Source organism: Arachidicoccus sp. BS20 (genome assembly GCF_001659705.1).
In the GTDB taxonomy this organism is placed as follows: Bacteria; Bacteroidota; Bacteroidia; order Chitinophagales; family Chitinophagaceae; genus Arachidicoccus.
In genome coordinates, this window is record NZ_CP015971.1 from 914916 (window position 1) to 936101 (window position 21186).

The 21186-nt window shown below is 41.5% G+C and carries 17 protein-coding genes, 1 tRNA gene and 1 pseudogene; 5 read left to right on the forward strand and 14 right to left on the reverse strand.

All coding sequences use genetic code 11. The features are described 5' to 3' along the window. Window positions 1–17 precede the first annotated feature (17 nt). The 4 genes from A9P82_RS04205 to A9P82_RS04220 all read right to left on the reverse strand — a co-directional run bounded on the left by A9P82_RS04205 (window position 18) and on the right by A9P82_RS04220 (window position 4307). Complete coding sequence (locus A9P82_RS04205; protein ID WP_082915216.1) at window positions 18–2096, reverse strand: TonB-dependent receptor; 2079 nt, start codon at window positions 2094–2096, stop codon at window positions 18–20. A 15-nt stretch (window positions 2097–2111) separates the two neighbouring features. Continuing rightward, window positions 2112–2972 carry a FixH family protein gene (locus tag A9P82_RS04210; protein WP_082915217.1) on the reverse strand — a complete coding sequence of 287 codons (861 nt, stop codon included), beginning with the start codon at window positions 2970–2972 and terminating at the stop codon, window positions 2112–2114. Between the two features lie 175 nt (window positions 2973–3147). Then, complete coding sequence (locus A9P82_RS04215) at window positions 3148–3492, reverse strand: hypothetical protein (protein ID WP_156522596.1); 345 nt, start codon at window positions 3490–3492, stop codon at window positions 3148–3150. 92 nt (window positions 3493–3584) lie between these two features. After that, window positions 3585–4307: a hypothetical protein gene (locus A9P82_RS04220; RefSeq protein WP_066204471.1), complete on the reverse strand. Its 723-nt coding sequence runs from the start codon at window positions 4305–4307 to the stop codon at window positions 3585–3587. A 118-nt stretch (window positions 4308–4425) separates the two neighbouring features. Here A9P82_RS04220 and A9P82_RS04225 point away from each other — a divergent pair, with 118 nt between their 5' ends. Further along, window positions 4426–6333, forward strand: coding sequence for a dipeptidyl-peptidase 5 (locus A9P82_RS04225; protein ID WP_066204473.1), 1908 nt, complete (start codon window positions 4426–4428; stop codon window positions 6331–6333). Between the two features lie 133 nt (window positions 6334–6466). After that, complete coding sequence (locus A9P82_RS04230) at window positions 6467–7222, forward strand: DUF4197 domain-containing protein (protein ID WP_066204476.1); 756 nt, start codon at window positions 6467–6469, stop codon at window positions 7220–7222. 89 nt (window positions 7223–7311) lie between these two features. Here the strand turns inward: A9P82_RS04230 and A9P82_RS04235 are convergent, their stop codons facing one another. Beyond that, entirely contained in the window at window positions 7312–8538 is a 1227-nt protein-coding gene (locus A9P82_RS04235; RefSeq protein WP_066204479.1) for a multidrug effflux MFS transporter, read from the reverse strand. A gap of 163 nt (window positions 8539–8701) precedes the next feature. Between A9P82_RS04235 and A9P82_RS04240 the strand changes: the two genes are divergently transcribed. After that, window positions 8702–9724, forward strand: a complete 1023-nt coding sequence (locus A9P82_RS04240; protein WP_066204483.1) for an aldo/keto reductase — start codon at window positions 8702–8704, stop codon at window positions 9722–9724. A gap of 94 nt (window positions 9725–9818) precedes the next feature. On the opposite strand, the gene A9P82_RS04245 is transcribed toward A9P82_RS04240, so the two are convergent. From A9P82_RS04245 to pth, 5 genes are all read right to left on the reverse strand, one after another. Further along, a complete protein-coding gene (locus A9P82_RS04245) occupies window positions 9819–12095 on the reverse strand; it encodes a TonB-dependent receptor (RefSeq protein WP_197492236.1) in 2277 nt (758 codons plus the stop codon). Next, window positions 12082–12432 carry a heavy-metal-associated domain-containing protein gene (locus A9P82_RS04250; protein WP_066204486.1) on the reverse strand — a complete coding sequence of 117 codons (351 nt, stop codon included), beginning with the start codon at window positions 12430–12432 and terminating at the stop codon, window positions 12082–12084. Before A9P82_RS04250 ends, A9P82_RS04245 begins: the two co-directional genes overlap by 14 nt. A 373-nt stretch (window positions 12433–12805) precedes the next feature. After that, a complete protein-coding gene (locus A9P82_RS04255; protein ID WP_456263920.1) occupies window positions 12806–13219 on the reverse strand; it encodes an HYC_CC_PP family protein in 414 nt (137 codons plus the stop codon). 36 nt (window positions 13220–13255) lie between these two features. Next, complete coding sequence (locus A9P82_RS04260; RefSeq protein WP_066204492.1) at window positions 13256–15502, reverse strand: FUSC family membrane protein; 2247 nt, start codon at window positions 15500–15502, stop codon at window positions 13256–13258. Between the two features lie 15 nt (window positions 15503–15517). Beyond that, complete coding sequence (pth, locus tag A9P82_RS04265; protein WP_066204495.1) at window positions 15518–16096, reverse strand: aminoacyl-tRNA hydrolase; 579 nt, start codon at window positions 16094–16096, stop codon at window positions 15518–15520. 308 nt (window positions 16097–16404) lie between these two features. Here pth and A9P82_RS04270 point away from each other — a divergent pair. Next, window positions 16405–16477, forward strand: a tRNA-Lys gene (locus A9P82_RS04270). A 593-nt stretch (window positions 16478–17070) separates the two neighbouring features. Next, on the forward strand, window positions 17071–17352 hold the full coding sequence (locus tag A9P82_RS04280; RefSeq protein WP_066209582.1) for a hypothetical protein: 282 nt from the start codon (window positions 17071–17073) through the stop codon (window positions 17350–17352). Window positions 17353–17398: 46 nt separating this feature from the next. On the opposite strand, the pseudogene A9P82_RS04285 reads toward A9P82_RS04280, so the two are convergent. The 4 genes and pseudogenes from A9P82_RS04285 to pckA all read right to left on the reverse strand — a co-directional run. Next, window positions 17399–18046, reverse strand: a pseudogene (locus tag A9P82_RS04285) (Fic family protein); the annotation flags it as partial. Between the two features lie 30 nt (window positions 18047–18076). Then, window positions 18077–18352: a Fic family protein gene (locus A9P82_RS15715; protein ID WP_231891205.1), complete on the reverse strand. Its 276-nt coding sequence runs from the start codon at window positions 18350–18352 to the stop codon at window positions 18077–18079. A gap of 84 nt (window positions 18353–18436) precedes the next feature. Then, complete coding sequence (fbp, locus tag A9P82_RS04290; protein ID WP_066204496.1) at window positions 18437–19459, reverse strand: class 1 fructose-bisphosphatase; 1023 nt, start codon at window positions 19457–19459, stop codon at window positions 18437–18439. Between the two features lie 28 nt (window positions 19460–19487). Then, window positions 19488–21095 (reverse strand): phosphoenolpyruvate carboxykinase (ATP), encoded by a 1608-nt coding sequence (pckA, locus tag A9P82_RS04295; protein WP_066204499.1) that lies wholly within the window; start codon window positions 21093–21095, stop codon window positions 19488–19490. Between the last annotated feature and the right edge of the window lie 91 nt (window positions 21096–21186).

A 21186-nucleotide genomic window follows, 5' to 3' on the forward strand; every position in this document is an offset into this window, starting at 1 on the left:
AAATAAATTATTGGATTTTAAAAATTATAAGTAACGTGCATGATAAAATTCCTTCCTTCGCGCGGCAATTTGATTACGTCTAAATGCTCGTAATAATATTTGTTGAAAATATTGTTGCACGTCAATCCAAGAATGATTTGCTGCCCGTTAAAATCAATGGTTTTATCCGCACCGGCATCTGCTATTAAAAAGCCCGGCGTGTGTGTTTCGCCATAGAAACTACTTACTTTGTTTTGCGCTGCCGCCCCAATCCCTTCTACAAAAAGCCGCCAACCATGCGTGTTGTAGCGGAATGTATTTGCCGATTTCAATGGCGGCATCATCGGCAGATAATTTTTATTCTTATCCCTGCCTTTCTGCCAGGTAGTATTGCTGTTAAATAAGATTCTTTTAGAGATGTTCCAGTCTGCAAGCAGCGTTGCCCCAATAATATGTGCGGATGAAATATTACCGTATTGTTTCACACCGTTCGCACCTGAAGTCATCGGCGAAAACCCTGACTGCACAAAGCCTGCGATATAATTATGAAAGAAATACCCGAAGCCTTTCAAAGTTGCTGTAAACCCTCTTTCGGCATAACCGATACTAAACTCAGTGTTATAGGATTCCTCTTTCTTAATAGTCGGATTTCCCAGGTAGTCGTAGCCGTCAACTCTGTCAAATAAATAAAAAGCATACGCTTCCTTCAAGGTTGGCGCACGCATGCCCCGTGCCAATTTTATACCGAAACTAAATGGCGATACAGCATGATAATTCAACTGAAGATAGGCGTTGTATAATCCTGTTGTTCTATCGGGATTACCTGTATAAATAGATGTGAGGGTTGCTTTTCCTTCTGCAGAATAAATAGAAGAACGGTTGTATTCTCCGTGAATGCCGGGCATTAGTTGCCAGCCATCTCCTATATGTATCTCATCTACAGCATCAACTCCAACAACTGTTCGCTGTGCATCGGGAATAGTAAGCATGTACATAATATTGCCGCCGTCGTTCGGATACATCGTCATGCTCGCATGCCAGCGATTGTAATACGCTTCGGCTTTTATGCGCACTAACTGATTTGCCGATATTTGCCAATACATTTGCGAATATGCGCCGCCTGTTTTGGAATGTCCGGGCATATCCATGTGCATGGATACTTCTTCCTTCGGACGTTTAGTATCGTCCATGGCATGGTTTACATCGTTATAATAAACTTTGGTTTGCCAATAATATAAAGCCTTATCGTTGTTGCGGTATTCATGTGTAATGCTCGCCATCTTGGTTCGTGCAAAAGCAACATCCATCGTCAATGCAGGATAACCGATATTTGTTCCCTCGTCCTGTAAATAGTCCGCACTTAATGATTGGTGCCTGCTAAGCCTGTACAACGCATTGGCATGAAGATTCCATTTTTCGTACTGGGAAAAGTTTATCCTACCTTTCTTATCTACAGAAAATCCGTTCGCCGCCGTCCATTTACCGTACCGTTCAATATTTTTGGTCTTATTTCCGCCGGGGCTATAATTACCGGCTTTTCTGTATATGCCATCAACTGAAAATGCAAGGCGTCGGCTACTGTATTGCAGATTGCTCAAAAACTGGCGGGCGGAAGCATTAGTTTCAAAACCCGTTCCCACAGCGCCTTTCCACGAATGAACCGTATCTGTTTGTGCATTGCGCAAATTAAAGTTCATACTACCGCCAATGGTGGCTCCCCCGGCGCCAAATTCGGGTCCGCCCGAAACCTGTACCGCTTTCATATTATTTGGTTCTATGTAAGACGTTATGGGGTCCATGCGGTCGGTACAAGCGCCGAATATGTGCATACCGTCAATGGTAATATTGATTTGCCCGTTGCTCATGCCACGCAACACAGGCTCCTGCGCAAAATTGCCCCGGCTGATGAGACTAACGCCCGGAATGTTTTCCAGCAAACGTTCCGTTCTTGCCTGTCCATCGTAGCGCATACCGTGAAAGTTGGCATTCTTACCGCTATTATTGATGATTACCGTTTGGAGAAAGCCACCCTGAATTGTATCGTTCTTTTTAACTTGTTGTGCAGCTAAACACATCGGCAATAAGATACAAATTGCCGCTATTAATTTCTTAAACATAACATCGGGATTGACTTAAAAAAACAAATCGATATCTACACCATTGGCAAGCGTATTGCTTCCGTTCTTAATGGTAAAATCAAGTTGCCAGTCTCCTGTCATAGTAAAATTTACTTTACCTTTGTAATGGCCGTTGCCGATGCTTACTGGAGCTATATTATTGGGCGAGCTGTGTCCCATGGAAGGCATGGTAGGAACAAAAGAAAGCGTTAAGCCGTCCACTGCAGGAAAATCAAACATGCCGTCTTTCCTGTAAACCGCAACTTCCAAATCGTTCATTCCCACGGCTTGCTCTTTTTGCCACGGATGTACCAGTACCAAATAATAAGTATTGCCGTCGCTGCCCAATGTCGACTGTATAAACTCTTTGCCTACTCCCATATCTTTTACTGTAACAGGCAAAGTATCCTTATATGTATTTCCATTCAGACTTATGTTTGTCGGGAGCGTCCACCCCACGCTCATATCCATACTTTCATTCATATCCATCGCTGCATCGGAACTCATCAGGAATGAAATGCCCGCTTTATACAAGCGGAGACTGTCGATATATTCAGGCTGGTCTATCGGGCAACCATGCATCATCGCACCCATATTCATAGTGGGATTTAGCATGAGGGAAGCATTGTTGACCAATTGCCCGGAAGCCGTATCCGTAAGTTTGAAATACAGAGGATTATAGCCGACAAATAATGAATCATATTGCCGATAAACGTCCACCCGAATGGATGTACCCGATAATACATAGCTTGCCATTTTACTATAATCCGCAGCTGGGTCTGTCGGCTTTGAATTATCCGTAACATCACTCTTGGAACAAGCGGCAAAAGACAATACAATAACAGAGAATATTAAGACCTTAATATACTTTAACATGATAAATAAATTTTGTTACAGGTATGTCCTTTCCTACATCAATTATGATGCAAGAGGCTTACCTATCATTTTCAATAAAGGAGAATAATAAAGCGTGATTAAACTGCGCTGTTTTGCACACACGAACCCGCTTATTCATTCAGAAAAAGTGTAATAATAAAATGCTGAAATTTATTTATACAGCAGGTGGATGAAATGCGGACGTAGTAAAGGTTTGCGGAGCAATAGGTGTATAATATCCGTTTAAAGGAGTAGCCTTTTTTTCATAAAAAATTACCGGCTGAAACACAACGGGAGCAAAAAACAATACGCTCATTTCATTGGCAGCTCTTTGTGCAGGGCTTTGCGTATTTTGCTTATCGTCATCTGCTAATTTTTTATTCAGCTGGCAATGACCATTACAATGCATCCAAGGCTTATCGCGGTTTTCGCAGAGGTTATGTTCTATATAATTTTGATTGGCATAAAAAGTCGCATACACCACAACCCTGTTGAACGCCTGACAGAAGAATGTCAGCATAAGAAATATTGCAACTGTATTTTTAAGCAATGCCGAAAAGTTTCGTGCTGCAAAGGTAGTGCGTGAGACTTACGATTCAAAGAATAAAACAATTATTTTTTCTCTTGCTTCTCTTTGTATTTTTTGTAGCTATCGACAATGTATTGGTCAAGGTCTAATTCATTCATAATAACCAACGTGTCATAAGTAGGCTCATACGCTTTCATAAACTTTGTCAATTCATCATCATCCTGAATGCCTGTATATTTTGCTACCAGACTACGCGTCCAACGCGAATTCACATAACCGGCTTTCTCACTTGTCTCTGCAAACTTCCTGTAACGCTGCTGCCGGTGCTGATAGGGCTTATTGAACAAATTTACAACTGAAGTTATAGGAGACATCGGGTTAAACTTCGGTTTGGTATAATCAAAAACGCCTGCATACTTTTCCCTGTTCAGCAAAGAATCGTTGTGATAGTTTCTCGCACGCACCTGCACCTGCGGCAGTTCATTGGCATACGTGCTGTCGTAAAACCCGGGATTGTTCAAATAAATATCAAACTTATCGGTATTGGTAATGAAGGAAACCGGGTAACGGATTATTTCTCTTCCCTGAAACGATATATGCAATGTATCATTCGCCTGCTTGGCTGCAATCATATAAATACCATGAATATCGGTGTAGGTAACGTTGCCCGACGATGTGCTTACCTGAATGGAATCAATAGGCGAATTTTTATTAACGCCGCCGTACACATGACCATGTACGACCACCTGCGCACGAATGCCGCAAGCAATACAACAAAAGATGATAATGAATAAACAGGATTTCAAATAAAGATGTTTGAATTAACTACAAATATTGCTACTAATTTTTTATCCTACAATTTGTGATTGTTAAAAATACATTATTTACGTCATTGTTTTACATTTGTTTCAAATCAATTGACGGATGAAAAAACTATTATTTACCATAGCCGCATTCACTATGCTACAAGCAAACGCTCAACAAAATCTTACACCGGAAACATTATTAAAACTGGGACGCGTAAGCGCACTCGGCATTTCAAAAGACAAAAAATCTCTGATATACAAAGTGTCCACACCGAATATTTCGGAAAATAAAATGGATTCAAAAATATATTCAATTTCGTTGGAAGGCGGCGACGCCACTGAGCTTGAGAAGACAGATGATGTTTTGGACAACAACAGAATTTCTCCCGACAGAAAATATATTCTCAGCAGTGAAGAAGTAAAACTTGATACAGTTTTGGGAAAAGACAAATATGCAGATTTGGCTCAGTCTTCCGCAAAAATTTATACTTCTTTGAATTACCGTCATTGGGACAAATGGTTTGACGGAAGTTTCAGCCACGTATTTTTTGCACCTTACGAAAACGGTAATACAGGCGAAAAGAAAGACATTATGCAAGGCGAACCATACTTTTGTCCGCAACAACCTTACGGCGGCGATGAGGATTTTATCTGGTCGCCGGACAGTAAAAAAATTATTTACGTTACTAAGAAAAAATTCGGGACGGATTATGCTATCAGCACCAACACCGATATTTTCGAATATGACATTGCCTCAGGCGAAACAAAAAATTTAACTGAAAGCAACAAAGGTTACGATGTTGCGCCCGCCTTCAACAAGCAAGTAAAAATGGCTTGGCTGCAAATGAAAACAGATGGTTATGAAGCCGACAAAAACGATTTGGTTGTATCCACAAAAGGTGCAACTGTAAATCTCACAGGCTTCAATGACCAAATAAATGTTGAATCTTTTATTTGGGGAAATGATGATAAAACGTTGTTCTTCGTCGCGCCGGTTGACGGCACTTTACAAGTGTTCAGCGTGAATGATATTGGCTTAACAAAAATGCTTCCGCGCATTACGCAAATCTCAAAGGGCGATTTTGATATAAGCTCAATCGTAGCGCAAGTCGGCGATGATTTGATTGTATCAAAAGAAGATATTTCTCACGCTGCGGAAATTTATAAACTGAATATTAAAACCGGCGCTCTCACACAACTCACGCACGTAAATGATGAAGCGTATAAAAATATTGCATCGGTAAAATCGGAAAGAAAATTTATCACGACTTCCGACAATCACAAGATGCTCGAATGGATTGTTTATCCACCAAACTTTGACCCGCATAAAAAATATCCGACATTGTTATATTGTCAGGGTGGACCGCAATCGCCCACAACACAGTTTTATTCTTTCCGTTGGAATTTCCAGTTGATTGCTTCGCAAGGATACGTTGTTGTTATTCCTTCGCGTCGCGGAATGCCGGGCTTTGGTACAAAATGGAACGAAGCTGTGAGCAAAGACTGGGGCGGTCATGTAATTCAGGATTATCTCGATGCGATTGACGATTTTTCCAAAGAGCCTTTTGTGGACACTTCGCGCAGAGGCTGTATTGGCGCGAGTTTCGGCGGATATTCTGTTTATGAATTGGAAGGAAAACATGATGGGCGCTTTAAAACGTTCATCGCACATGACGGCATTTTCGATTTCAGAAGTATGTATGGAACAACCGATGAAATGTGGTTTGAGAATTGGGAAAAAGGCGGCAATTACTGGGACAAATCGAACAAAGTTGCACAACATTCTTTTGAGCAATCGCCAAGTAATTTTGTAGATAAATGGAACACACCGATTATGATTGTGCAAGGCGGCATTGATTACCGCGTGCCGGAAGAACAAGGATTGAGCGCATTCAAAGCAGCGCAACTCAAAGGCATTAAAAGCAAGCTATTATATTTCCCCGACGAAAACCATTGGGTGCTGAAACCGCAAAACGCTTTGACATGGCAAAGGGAATTTTTCAGTTGGCTGAAAGAAACATTGTAGTATATAAACATAAATTATTAAAAACAATAGAAAAACACATACATGAAATGCCCATAAGCCATCGTAATACCCAAAACGATAATTATTTCAAGGCATTCCATCTGACCATTAAAAACAATTAAAATATAAACAGATGAAAAAGATTATTTTATTATCGTCATGCCTATTAGGAATTGCAATCGTTCAAACATCTGACGCACAGAGCATAGGCTCTTTATTAAAATCTGCCGGACAAAAAGTTACTTCATCCTCTAAAAGTAAAACATCTGCCGGCAACAGCAACCTGACCGAATCGCAAGCAGGTTCCGGCGTAAAAGATTTATTATCCACAAGCCTGATAAACAGCGTTACCGCGCTTAACAAGCCAAACGCTTTTTGGCAGAGTGCTTATAAAATTTTATTGCCCGAACCCTTGCATACAGCCGATGGCGTGCTCCGGAAACTGAATATGGGAAGCGTTGCCGATTCTGCGGAATACAGGATGAATCGTGCGGCTGAATCGGCGGTGGCATTTGCAAAACCTATTTTTACGGATGCCATTAAACAAATGACATTAACAGATGCTATCGGGCTTGTCAATGGCGGAGACAATTCAATAACCAACTACTTCAGAAACAAAACACATGATACGCTGGTCAAAGCCTTCACGCCTTCCATTCAGGCAGAGCTGGATAAAAACGGAAGTATATCGGCATATTCACAGGTTGTAAGTAAATACAATGCTATCCCACTTGTGAAAAAAGCAAATCCCGATTTGTCGAACTATGTAGCAGGAAAAGCTGTAGATGCGCTGTTCGACCAGATTGGCAAACAAGAAAAAGATATAAGAACCAACCCTGCCGCACAAACAACCAGTATTTTAAAATCGGTTTTTGGAGGCGGAAAATAACCCGCCGAAACTATCGTGATTTAATCATAGAAAACGGTACATCTTGGGTGTACCGTTTTTATTTCATATTTGCAGTTTCTCCGCCTTTATCAGTGTCCTGCAAAAACACCTTCGCCGGAATCCTCAACTTCTTCTTTGATAAATCTTAGCCCGATGAACAGACATGCCAAACTGATTACAGATGCGCAAGCCATAATCAAGGGAATCGGCAAAATGGACTCTTCCGCGAACAGGCTTACAACAATGGAAGCAACAGTTCCTAATCCCATTTGCAGCGCGCCCATTAATGCCGATGCGCTGCCCGCGTTTTTGCTGAAAGGCGCAATGGTAAGTGCCGCGGCATTTGGATTGATTAGTCCCAGGCAAATCAGGAATAGCGCAATGAATGTAATGAACAATCCCAAATTCAACCAACCATTGATTGCAAATACTAAAAAAACAATCGTAAAAATAGCTTGACAAATTAATGAAACCACAACAATCTGCTTACTGTGAAACCATTTCAGCATCCAACTATTTACCTGGCTCGAACCGATAAAAGCAACCGACAACCCCGCAAATGCCCAGCCATAGCCGGTTTTGCTTAAATGATATATCTTCATAAAAGTATTCGGCGAAGCCGCGACGTAAGCAAACAAACCCGCAAAAGCAACGGCATAAATAGATACATACGTATAAAATTGCGGCACTTTAATTACAGACAAAAATCCATTAATAATCGGTCGCGGCATCAAGGAATAATGCGGGTCGTGCTTGCCGCTTTCGGGCAATCTGAAAATCGATGCAAGCAACATGACAATCGCAACAAAACTTAAAAATACAAACACATATTTCCAGCCTAACAAGGCAACAATATACCCGCCAATAGTCGGTGCAAACATAGGCGAAGCAGCTATTACAAGCATTATCAATGAAAATATTTTAGGACTTTCTTTGACGCTGAATAAATCGCGTACCATAGCAATCGATGCGACCGATGCCGCGCAACAACCAATCGCTTGTACAAATCTTACGATGATTAACTGATGTAAATTTTGTACAACCAAACAACTGATTGCCGCAATGATGTATAATATCAATCCGATATATAAAGGCTTCTTTCTTCCATATTTGTCCAGCAACGGACCATACAATAATTGCCCCGCGGAAATACCGATAAAAAAACTTGACAGCGACAATGGCACAGCCGATTCATCTATCTGTAAATCTTTGGCAATATCGCCAAAACCGGGCAAATACATATCAATGGAAAATGGTCCCAACGCTGCAAGAGAACCAAGCAACAAAATGAGCCATCCGTTTCGTTTTTTAGTCATAGATAATTTGAATTATATGCAATATCCAACCTTTGCGGAATTTAATAAGCGTTAGTCGCCCGATTGTTTGATTTTTTCTATTTTTTGTTTGATTAAAACAAAGAAAGATGTTCAACATTTATGAACTTTGGAATATTATTCTCACTAACAAAACAAACGAAGTATGAAATACAATCTTTTAGGCGATACCGGACTTTTGGTATCCGAAATCTGCTTTGGCACAATGACTTTCGGCGGACAGAATGCAGGTATGTGGGACAATATCGGCAAGCTGCAACAGCAGGAAGTAAACGATATGATTAAGGCTGTAATCGATGCAGGCATCAACTTTATAGATACAGCGAATGTTTACTCCTTTGGTCAGTCGGAACAATTACTTGGGCAGGCAATTAAAGACTTAGGTATTAAACGGGATGAAGTTGTTATTGCAACTAAAGTTTTAGGTCAAATGAAAGAAAAGCCTAATAGTGCGGGGCTTTCCCGTTATCATATTTTTAATTCCGTGGATGAAAGTTTGCAGCGTTTGCAATTAGACCACATCGACGTTTTGTATATTCATGGCGTGGACTTGCTTACTCCTGTTGAAGAAATAATGCACTCGTTAAACGATATTGTTTTGTCAGGAAAAGTACGCTACATTGCCGTTTGTAATTTGCCCGCGTGGATGGTAATGAAAGCGCAGGGAATTGCACGCGAAAAAGGATGGAATAAATTTGTCGGCTTACAATATTATTATTCTATTGCCTCGCGCGATATTGAAAGAGAAATTGTGCCGCTGGCGAAAGACCAGCATTTGTCCATTATGCCGTGGAGTCCGCTGGCCGGCGGCTTCCTTTCCGGGAAATACAGGCGTGATACTTCAAGCGCAGGCGACTCTCGCCGCGATGCATTCGACTTCCCTCCCATCAACAAAGAAAAAGCCTATAACATTATCGATGTGATGGACGAGATTGCGAAGAAACACAACACATCTATTGCAGGCATTGCGCTTGCTTGGGTACGTGTGCAATCTGGAATTACAAGTACGATTATCGGGGCAAAACGTCCCGAACAATTACGACAAAATATTGATTCCGTAAATATTGTTTTTGATGAGGACGACTTGTCTAAATTAGATGCCGTAAGTGCTTTAACACCGGAATATCCCGGCTGGATGGTTGAACGGCAAAGTGGATATAGAAAGTAAATTAAAAGTGTAAAATGCAGATGATTAAAATCATCTGCATTTTTATTTAAGAGTTTATCAATTATCTCTCATCATCGAATTAATCAAGAGATGCCTAACTGCGCGGAATATTCCACTTAAACCCAACATAAATATTTCTGCCCATAGCCGGTCCCCAAACCTGCGAAGCGTCGAACGTATTTTCAAACGGATTTTCCGCGCCCAATATCAAAGGCTTCTGCATATAATTGGTCAGATTTTCCGCACCCGCATACAACACAAATACATCATTCGCAAAACTTTTGTTTACCTGCAAATTCATCTGAACAAATGACGGCGAACGTTTTGCTGAATAATCAAATGATTCGGGCAATCGCTTCGTTCCTATCCATTGAAATGTATAATTGATGCTCCAGTTATTTTTTGTTGCATAATTAAAATTGGCAAATGCCCTGTCGTTTGCCGTAAGCGGTTTATCTTTCAAAACCCCGTCGTACGTGGCTTTCACGTTGTAATAGCGATATGCCAGACGAATATTGAAATTATGTATCAGCTCGTAATCCAACTGCGCCTGCAAACTGTGCGCATAAGATTTTCCCGAAAGATTATAAAAATTAAGAACGCCCGGCGTTTCAAAATCGGCGACCACTTGATTACGAAAATCGGTGTAATAATAATCTATGGAAAATGTTCCGTCATTATAATTCAACCTGAATTTTTGCGTAAGGTTGATGCCTGCATTCCAGCCGACTTCGGGCTTGAACGGATAAGCATCGGAATGCTCATCCGCAATGGGTGCGCCGTTAATCTCAAACACGCGGCTGCTTGCCATAAAGCCTGCATTTTCCGATAAAAAATTGCTCGTGCGCTGCGCTCTTCCGAATGATGCCCGAAGCGCAGTTCTGTCCGTCAAAGCATAGCGAACCGCTAATCTCGGCGTTGCAAATGTGCCGAACAAATTATGCCGGTCTATACGCGCACCTGCTGTAAGATTCAGCTTTGTACCGTAATTGTAACTGTATTCCGCAAAGGCGCCGGGTACAATTTCGCGCCTGTTAAACACGGCATTTACAAAACGTTCTTCATAATTATCCAGCTGAAAACTCGCGCCGGTTTTAATCACATTATTATCGTTGAAAAGCCTTGTCTGGAAAATATAATTGGCATAAAAGCTATGCTGCACAGCATCATAATTTCTCATACCGTACAGACTTTTCTGTTGATGATAAACGCCCGACAATTGAAGCCCCATACTTTCGTAAGGCTTGTCTAAATATACTTTACCGATTTTTGCCCAGCCTTCCACACGTTTTATATCATTTTGATAGCCCCACAAATTGTCGTTGGAATTTTTATGATAATTCAACTGTCCACCCGTATTGTCAAGATAATAACCTTTTATTCCGGCTTGCAAATCCAATCCTTTCGGACTGAAATAAAACCAACGGTTAGCGCCTACCAGCGTTTTCCCGATTGGATTATCCATAAATCCGTCGTGGTTCAAATCGTTTCTATGCCAGTCGGAACGCGCGTATAAAAACAAGTTGGAACTCACACTGTCTTTAAAAGAATGATTCAACACAAGGTTGCCTTCCGAACGTCCTTGCACGCTTTGATAACCGTTCAGTATCAGCTTTGGCGCGGATGGCGAGAAAGGTTTAATCCACTCGGTATTTATTTGCCCTGCAATGCCTTCAAATCCGTTAACCACGCTGCCTGCGCCCTTGCTTAACTGAACACCGTCGAGCCAGGTTCCGGGCGTAAAAGTCAAGCCGGTAATGGATGCAAGCCCGTGTGTGCTCGGAATATTTTCCCTCGTAAAAGAAGTGTTTGTTCCCGACAAACCGAGCATTTCAATTTGCTTGTAACCGCTTATTGCATCGGTATAAGCTACATCGACGGACGGCGTGGTTTCAAAGCTCTCGCTGATATTGCAGCAAGCGGCACGCAACAATTCTTTAACCCCGATATTTTCTGTTTTATACGGACCGAGCAGACTTGTTGATGTACTTTGAAGTGTTGCATTTACTTTTACTTCTTTCAAATTTTGCAACGGTTTCAGGATGATAACTAAGCTGTCATTTGTTACAAGTATTGTGTCATTCATATAACCTGTAAAACTTGCAACCAACTTATTTACACCTTGAGGCAGGTCAATATTGAATTGTCCGTTCTCGTTTGAAATAACGCCTTTGTCTCCATGAATCAATGTAACTGTTGCTCCGCCAAGCGGCTTTTTGCTTACCGAATCCATTATCGTTCCCGTTACCTTTCGGGTAAAAGTATGCTTTACGGTATCCTGCGCAGATACCCGCAAAACCAATAAAGATGCTATAATCAAAAGACTTTCGGCGAAAAGAAAATGTTTGAGACTATGTCTAATTGCCTGCACCCGCAACATCTTTATACGCGCAGCAGTGAGGTAATTTTTTGTAATCTTCATCCGTCGCGCGTATGTCGCCCGCATCGTGTCCCGCATGGGCGATGCTTTCTTCTATTGCTTTCAAAGAAGTTTTTTCGGCAGAATAAATAACGACTAATTTTTTAGTTTCCACATTCCAGTCCGCGCGTTTTACGCCTTTGATGTAAGCGGCATTTTCGATGCGTTTTTCACACTTTTCACAAAGTCCCGCAACGTAGATAGTATCTGTTTTTACAGACTTATTTTGGGCAAAAGAAATGCCCGAGATAAATAGCATTAAAGCCAAAAGGCTGATAATATGTTTCATTATTATGAGTTTTAAATGTCTATCCGCAATCCGGATTTTACTCCGAAGGAGTATCACGTTTATAGAGAAATAATGTTCGGTTTGCTCGCCCCCAATGGGCAATGTCATAAAGTTAAGGAACGCTATGCGTGGCGTCTTCGCCGCGCATTTTCATTCCATCGGCTCCTGCCGATTGCCACGAGGCAATAGAATAATTGTGCGAAGCGAGGACGCTTCACACAGCTTAAGCCCAATGGGGTCGTAGGTACAACTGAATGCATTTCAAGCATTAACGTTTAACCTCTTCGAGGTCGAATATGTTCTTAATTACAGATAGTCATTGAATTTTAAATGGGAATAAAATTGTATCGTACTAAACAGTAAACACAGTTATTCAACCATAATAAGTGAAACGGCAATGGAGCTTATAAAGAGGGATTGTGCGCCACGAACCCGGCGGTGCGTTTGTGTAAAAAACAATATCGTTTTCCTGTGCAACAAGAAAAGTATTTGTATAAGAATAAGGCGTAGCAATTGCTGCAACGTGCAACACAAAATACTTTCCGTAATCTATCGACGTTAATTGCCTGTCTTGTGAAATTTGCGGACGGATAACTTTTTCGGAACAGCATCTTTTCCGAAGCGTGTGCATCTTTTTTCCGCAGCAGCAATCGCCAACGCGATTATTCATTTCAACCGAGACAGAAGAAAGATGCGCTCCGCAATAGTGCATTTTTACACTCGCTCCCGAAGAAGCAAAAGCGTACAAACAAAGAAGTAATATGGAAACGACTTTTTTCAACAACACAAAAATAACCCGCGCCGCAAAACCAAAATGTTAAAACTAAGCCTGCTGCATTTGCGCAATTATTTTTCCTTCATCACAAACGGAAGTATTTATCAGCCTGAGCAATTCATTAACCGTTCTGTAATCGGTTATAGATTTTCTGATAGAAATTATTTTCTCTTTTTCAGCAGGTTTTGCAAAGCGCAAACCGGAACGTGCATCTTCAAGTATTCTTTCAAGGTTCGCGTTATCGGGCAGGCTCAATTTGAGGTTATTGATTTGCGATTTATCTTCCTGTAATCCCAGCGTTATTTGAAAATTATTTTCTATTTGCCGAATGGCTTGTATAAATTCTTCGGGCGAAAATTTATCGTCAAATTCTTTAGCGTATTGCGCCAGCGAAACAATGTAAGAAGTAAGCGTATGGTTAATGGAAACCAACTGAAAAAGCAACTTCAGGTTCTGCCGTTGCCGTTTCGGGTCGGACATCATACGCTGAAAATTATCGGAAAGATTTGCCAGTGCAATAGTTACACTTCTTCTTGAAAATCTTATTGCCATTGAATTATACGGCTTTCCGGAAAACACTTCGACCACATCCAAAAAATATTTCCTGCTCGTTTCGAGCATATTGTGTATATAATTTTGTACATATTCATTTTCCCAGTTGGGCAATATAAACAAAGAAACCAGATAACCGATTATAACGCCGATGATGCTGTTGAGCAACCGCTCCACCAGGACAGATTCAATCGCTTTAGGCGCCATAAAATTATATGCCAATACAACAAGCATCGTAATGCCGATGGTATAAAAACGATAATTGATTTTTGAAAATGTGCATGTGATAATAGTTGCAATAGATACTAAAAGAAAAATCAACCTTTCATTATGAATCGTCAAAATAATAATTAAACTGATAACGCCGCCCATCAATGTACCAAGCAACCTGTCGGTATTCTTAATTCGCGACTGGCTGTATGCAGGTTTTACCACAATCACAATTGTCATCAGACTCCAGTAAACGTGCCCGATATTATAAATGTCGAGTACTTGACCGATAATCCAACCAATGACCAACGCAACTGTTACACGCACAGCATGGCGAAACATTCCGGACTTTAATGTAAAGCTATTGAAGAAAAGTTTGTAATCATAACTCTGCTTTGGAATGAACAATGTATAATCTTCCGCAGGCGTTGCCACGATTACATTTTCGTCAAATGCTGCAATGGAATACAATTTTTTTATCCGTTCCGTCAAATGCTGAAACGTGTACAAAATTTGTCGGAGAGAAATAAAATCTTCCACATTATCATGGTTCATTTTGCTTTTGCGCAGCGTATAAAAAACACGTTCGCATTTATGAAGCAGCAAATCCAGGTCTCTTTTTGGCACAGCATTTTTTCCGGACTGAACAGCCAAACCGAAATGCTGTAATTCATCTGCAAGCATATTGATATAAATGCCAAAGTAAGTCAGTATGCGGGTTTCGTCAAATGCTTGGTGCAGCTTATTGTAATCTTGTTGCGAAGTAATGATTAACTCGAAGGCATCCACCGTGTCAATATACATCATCAATAAACCACGACTTTTACGGGAAACTTTATCAGCCGAAATATCGGTTCTCAAAATAATTTCGCGCAGGCTTTCCTGCTGTTCACGAATGACGACCAGTTCCCGAATCATTTTATCCATCAATGTTTTCTCGTCTGCATCGCGTTGATAAAATTCACTTCTTGCGTCAAGTAATTTTCCAATTTCAATGATATGTTCGCCCAGCATTTGCTGAATTAACTTGTACGGTCGAAGTTTAAACGAAATAAAAAAGATAAAGATATAAAATGCGCAACCACAACTCATCAACACGGCATTAAGAAAAATATTACCTGCAACAAAATGCTTATCCATAAAAAATATGGTAATGATAATGCAGTTCAGTCCGATATTTATCATACGTGTTCCATACAAACCGATGAGCGAAAAAACAAATGATATAAGGACAAGCACAATCAATTGCAGCCAAAGTATATCGCGGGCAAAACCGGCAATCAGTGCGCAAATAAAAAAACAGACTACCCCTGTGAAAAGCGCGCCTGTTCTACGATGCAGCGAACCGATAACATCTGTAAAGCCAAGCATCAACGTTCCGAAAGGCACGAGAATATACTGATTCAAAATTCCGTAATGATACAGAATAATGCTTGGCAGCAAAATGGCAAATGTAAGCCGCATGCCAAAATACCAATAGTATCCGTTTGTAAACTTCCTGACTTCGGCAATGTTGCGCATTTTGATTTGCATACGACTTTATAATATTTATTTTCCGAAACTTTGCTTGTTATAATCGTTCATGGCACGTGTAATGCCCATTGCCGCAATGCTTTCAATCACTTCAACACACTTTTCTATTTTCTTTTGAATAATTTCCCGTTCTTCGGGGAACCATTTTCCCAGTACAAATTCCGCCTGCATTCCCTTAGGAAAATTATTCCCGATGCCGAAACGCAATTTGGGATAAGCGTCCGTTCCAAGAAGGGATTGAATATCTCGCAAGCCATTGTGCCCCGCATCGCTGCCCGCCGGACGAATACGGATTTTATCAACAGGTAAAGCTAAATCGTCCACTACAGTCAGCGTATTTTCCAAAGGAACTTTTTCTTTATCCATCCAATATTTAAAAGCCTTCCCGCTAAGATTCATATATGTTGTAGGCTTGATACAAATAAACATTTTTCCTTTCCATTTGACCTCTGCAACTTCTGCAAGCCTGTCCACACGAAATGCACCGCCATGTTTTTGCACGAAAGCATCCACCACATCAAAACCCGCATTGTGCCTTGTATGCACATATTCGCTTCCGGGATTTCCTAAACCAACAATTAAAAATTTAGACATAAAATTTACATAATGACACGACAAAAATAATCGGAATAAACCGCATAAAAAAAGCGAGGGAGCGTAAACTCTCTCGCTATTGTTCTTTTGTGAACCAAACCACATATCAGGTTTGTAAAAGAATGCACTTGTGATGCACTGGTAGTGTAAAGGTAAAATATTTGTAGAAATAAAACACGATGATGCTTTTTTATTTTTTTCAATAAAATTTCCAAAAAAATTTGGCAGTCAAAGTATTTCTTTTATTTTTGCACTCCATTTGAAAAGCGACATACACGACACAGTGTATTTTACTTGGAAAATGAGAAGATTCCGTAGCTCAGTTGGTAGAGCAATACACTTTTAATGTATGGGTCTTGGGTTCGAGTCCCAACGGGATCACCTCTTGGGACAAGTCTGAAAATAACAGATTTGTCCCATTTTTTTTGCTCTGTAACTTGCTGTTATTCTGATAGATAAGAACGACCGCAGAATTTAGCCGAGCGGTTCGATGTTGTGTACCGTCAAATTCCAAAAATTCGGGGAACATCGAACCAATTATAGCACGTTTTTCCTCAATATCGCCGTTTTCATAGCGTCTATCAATGTTTGCGACCTTTTTTAAAGCAGAAGCTACCAAGTCTTTAATTTCAGTTCCTACTATGGCTAAGTCATTTAATCGTTGCTCCAATTTTTCAATGTTCCCCTTGGTCAATTTCTTCACTTCCTGGAAATCATCATCTGCCATTTCACCGTCTGCATTTTTTAATAACGCATTTTGAATCCCACTGAAAGTATCCCCCGGAATATGGGGGTTAAGATCGGTGGGTTTTCCAATCAATGACCGGACAAAAATAAAATGCCTCTTTGAAAAAAATACACAAAACGCCGAACCGTATCCAAAACAGAAAACCCTTTTTATGTTGCGGACATTTGTAAGCCCTCTACATTTGCACTTGTGAAAATGATTTTGTGAAGATTAAAAATGAATGACCATGTTAAGTACAAAAGATGCCACCCTCGTGTATGAAACACTGTTGATGTTTCCGGGTATGAATGACAATGTAAAGATTCCTTTGACTGTAAAACGTAAAACGTTATTGATGCTGGCGAAGATTATTAAGCAAGGAATAAACAAAGAAGATTTAAGAGATGGCGTACTTTCCGTGATGGATAAAGAAACGATCGATGAATTAAAAAATATAGCGCAGAGATTATTGGACAAAGGTGGGTTGAGTGAATTAAACGAAAGACTTAGCTCCCTAAGTCAGAAATAACCATTCAAGCACCGGTATTTATGGAGGGTATAAAAATAAACAATCATCATCTTTTTTTGTACGTTGTCGTTTTTTTATCACCGTATTTTTTTATCCGTTTTTTTTCGACGGCTTTTTTCAGGTCGAGGCTGGCGGTAGCGGATGACAACTCTTTAAATCGGTTCATATAATCTTTACGTGTAAACGTTCCGCCGGTTTCTTCCAGGAACAACATCATACGTTCCTCATCATTTAATTTTTTGGCTGCCTGCGAGAGCAGCTCATCCAGCGACCGGTCTATGATAGCAAGCATATATTCAATAAAACTCGTGGATTGCCCTTCCTTATCGCTTTGGGCTAATGCTTTGTAATAAGCCGTTTGGTTTTTACTGATTAAGGATTCAAAAGGCAGAAATTCAAAGAAGGGATATTCCTGCATCAGTATCACCGTTTGCCACAGCCTGCCCATTCTGCCGTTACCGTCCATAAACGGATGAATGAATTCCATTTCATAATGAAAGACGCAGCTTTTAATGAGGGATAATTCTTTCTTATCTTTTAGGTATTGAAACAGCGCCCGCATCAGGGAAGGCACATTTTTAGAAGGCGGCGCCACGTGTTCCACTTTTGAATCTTTTACAATGCCTACGCCCTGGCTTCTGTATTTGCCGGCGTTCTGCACCAAATCCTGCATCAGTAATTTATGTGCGGATAAAAAACTTTTTTCTGAACGGTAATCAAAATTCTATAGCCGGTTATAGACTTCAAAGGCATTTTTGACTTCAAGAATATCTTTCTTCGGACCAATCACTCTTTTATGTTCGAGAATGGCTGTTATCTGTTCTTCCGACAAAGTATTGCCTTCAATCTTTAAAGAGGAATGAATGGTTTTTATCTGGTTCTGTTTGCGCAGTGTGGACGATTGCCTTGTTAAATACCGGGCGTTGATTTCCCCGATTTTAGCGGAAACGGAAGTAACCGTTTTTAAAATTTCCGGCGTTATGGTATAAGGTGGCTTCATTTATGATACTATCATTTGATACTATCAAAATACTGTTTTTTTTACACACCGATAATAAAAATATAACCCGCACTTTCAAATATTTTAATAAACATTTTTTATCACTGTTTCGGATGTGTTTATATATTGAAACAATTTATCCACCATATCGCTGCTGCCGATAAATACCGGGCTTCTTTCGTGAACATACTGCGGGACTATCTCCATGATTCTCTGCCTGCCGTCTGTTGCGCCGCCACCGCATAATTCGGTAAGGAAAGCAAAGGGGTTGCATTCATACATCAACCGTAATTTCCCTTTGGGTTTTTCTTTTCTGGCGGGGTACAGAAAGATGCCGCCGCTTAACAATATCCTGTGCATATCGGCTACCATGCAGCCGGCGTTTTTATTGGCATACCTGCCGTCGCTGCCGTTTTCGGAGGCGTTGCATTCGTCGAGAAAATCACGGACGGGCTTGTCCACGCTGTGATAGTAACGGTAGTCAAAGGCATAGCTTTTCCCTTCTGCCGGTATTTTCATCTGCGGGTGGCTGAGGTAAAATTCACCCACACTGTTATCTAATGTAAAGCCGTTCACGCTGTGCCTTTTGGTGCCATAGACGAATATGGTTGAAGAACCGTAGAGCACATAACCGGCAGCGAATTGGTTATCTCCCTTCTGCAAAAAATCTTCTTTGGTGCAAGGCTTACCCAATTCCGAAACGCGGCGGTAAATACTGAAGATGGTACCTATGGGCATATTCACGTCAATATTGGCGGAGCCGTCCAGCGGATCCATCAATACCACGTATTTGGACTGGTTGTTCTTGGCATCGTCAAAAACAATGATATCCTCGTTTTCTTCCGATACCATGCCGGCGCAATAAATACTGTTGCGCAATACATGGATAAAAGTGTTGTTGGCCAGCACATCCAGCTTCTGCACGTTTTCGCCCTGGATGTTGACGGAACCTTCCGCGCCGAGGATGTCTGCGATGGCGGCTTTGTTTACCAGGTTGCTGACCATTTTAGCGGCAAGACCGATGCCGCGCAGCAGCCCGGATAACTCGCCGGTCGCCTGCGGATACAGCCGTAGCTGCTGTATGGTAAATTCGTCTAAGGTAGTCATGGAAATAATGATCGGTTACAATCGTCAATTATGAAATAATGGTATCTGAAATAACCGGCGCGCCGGCCCTGGTTTCCCTGCCCGCTTTTGCGGCATATTGTTCAAAGTTACTAATAAATAGCTGAGCCAGCCTGTTCGCTGCTTCATCATACAGGTCTTTATCTTCCCACAGTTCGCGCGGATGAAGGATTTCCGCAGGTACGCCCGGCACAGACTTCGGGATTTGTACCCCGAAATGCGCATGAGGCTGATAAGCGACATCGTTAAGACTGCCGTCCAGCGCAGCGTTCATCATGGCACGGGTATAGCGTAAGCTGATACGTTTGCCCACGCCGTAGCCGCCGCCGCTCCAGCCGGTATTGATTAACCAGACATTGATGTCCGGGTGCTTTTCCAATAAGCCGCCCAAGAGTTCGGCATACGCCACCGGGTTGAGCGGCAGGAACACTTTGCCGAAGCAGGCGGAGAAAACGGGTTGCGGTTCATTTATTCCTATTTCCGTCCCGGCAATCTTTGCCGTATAACCGGATACATAATGGTACATCGCCTGCCCTTTGGACAATTTACTAATGGGTGGCAACACCCCGAAAGCGTCGCAGGTAAGGAAGAAAATATTTTTGGGATTATTGCCGGCGGAAAGCGTTTTAGCGTTGGGTATAAAATCAATGGGATAAGCCGCCCGCGTATTTTCCGTAAGGGAAATATTGTCGAAATCCACCCTGTTACTGTTTGCAAAGAACACCGTGTTTTCCAGCAAGGTTCCTTTTCTGACGGCGTGGAATATCTGCGGTTCTTTTTCTTCCGATAAATTGACACACTTTGCATAACAGCCGCCTTCAAAATTAAATACGGAGCCTTCCGCCCAGCCGTGTTCGTCATCGCCGATGAGTTTGCGCTGCGGGTCGGCGCTTAACGTTGTTTTGCCTGTACCGCTCAACCCGAAGAACAAAGCAACGTCTTTACGCTTTCCTTCATTGGCGGAGCAGTGCATGGACAATACTTTATGATAATGCGGCAGGATAAAATTCAGCACGCTGAAAACTCCTTTCTTGATCTCGCCGGTGTAAGCCGTTCCGCCGATTAAAATTATTTTCCTGGTGAAGTTGAGAATGGTAAAATTTTCCTGCCGGGTACAGTCCGCCAGCGGGTTGGCCGAAAAGCCCGGTGCGTGGATAATCAGCCAGTCCGTTTTTTCAAAAGGGAGTTCTTCCGGTTCGGGGCGTAAAAATAAATTATGGCAGAACAGGTTTGCCCAGGGTGTTTCCGTAACCACACGGATATTCATACGGTACTTTTCGTTGGAGCAGGCGAAAGCGTCGCGTACCCATATTTCTTTCCCGGAAAGATAACCGCAGACTTTGTCGCAAAGCCTGTCAAATGCTTTGGAGGCAAAAGGGATATTGACTTCGCCCCAGTCCACCGCGTTTTTGGTTATGTCGTCCATCACGATAAACCGGTCTTTGGGCGAGCGCCCGGTAAATTTCCCGGTGTTTACGCACAAAGCGCCTGCATCGCTCAGGCTACCCTGCCCTAAGGCTAAGGTTTGTTCCGTTAATTTGCCCGAAGGAAGCTGGTAATGTATTTTAGCGGCTTCGAGCTGCAAAGCGTTTTCGAGGCTTTCCATGACTGTCTGCATAAAAAGAAGGAATTAGTTATCAGAAATACTTACAATCGTTATTTTTATGCAAGATTAGAAATTATATAGTAATGACAAAATATTTTTGATT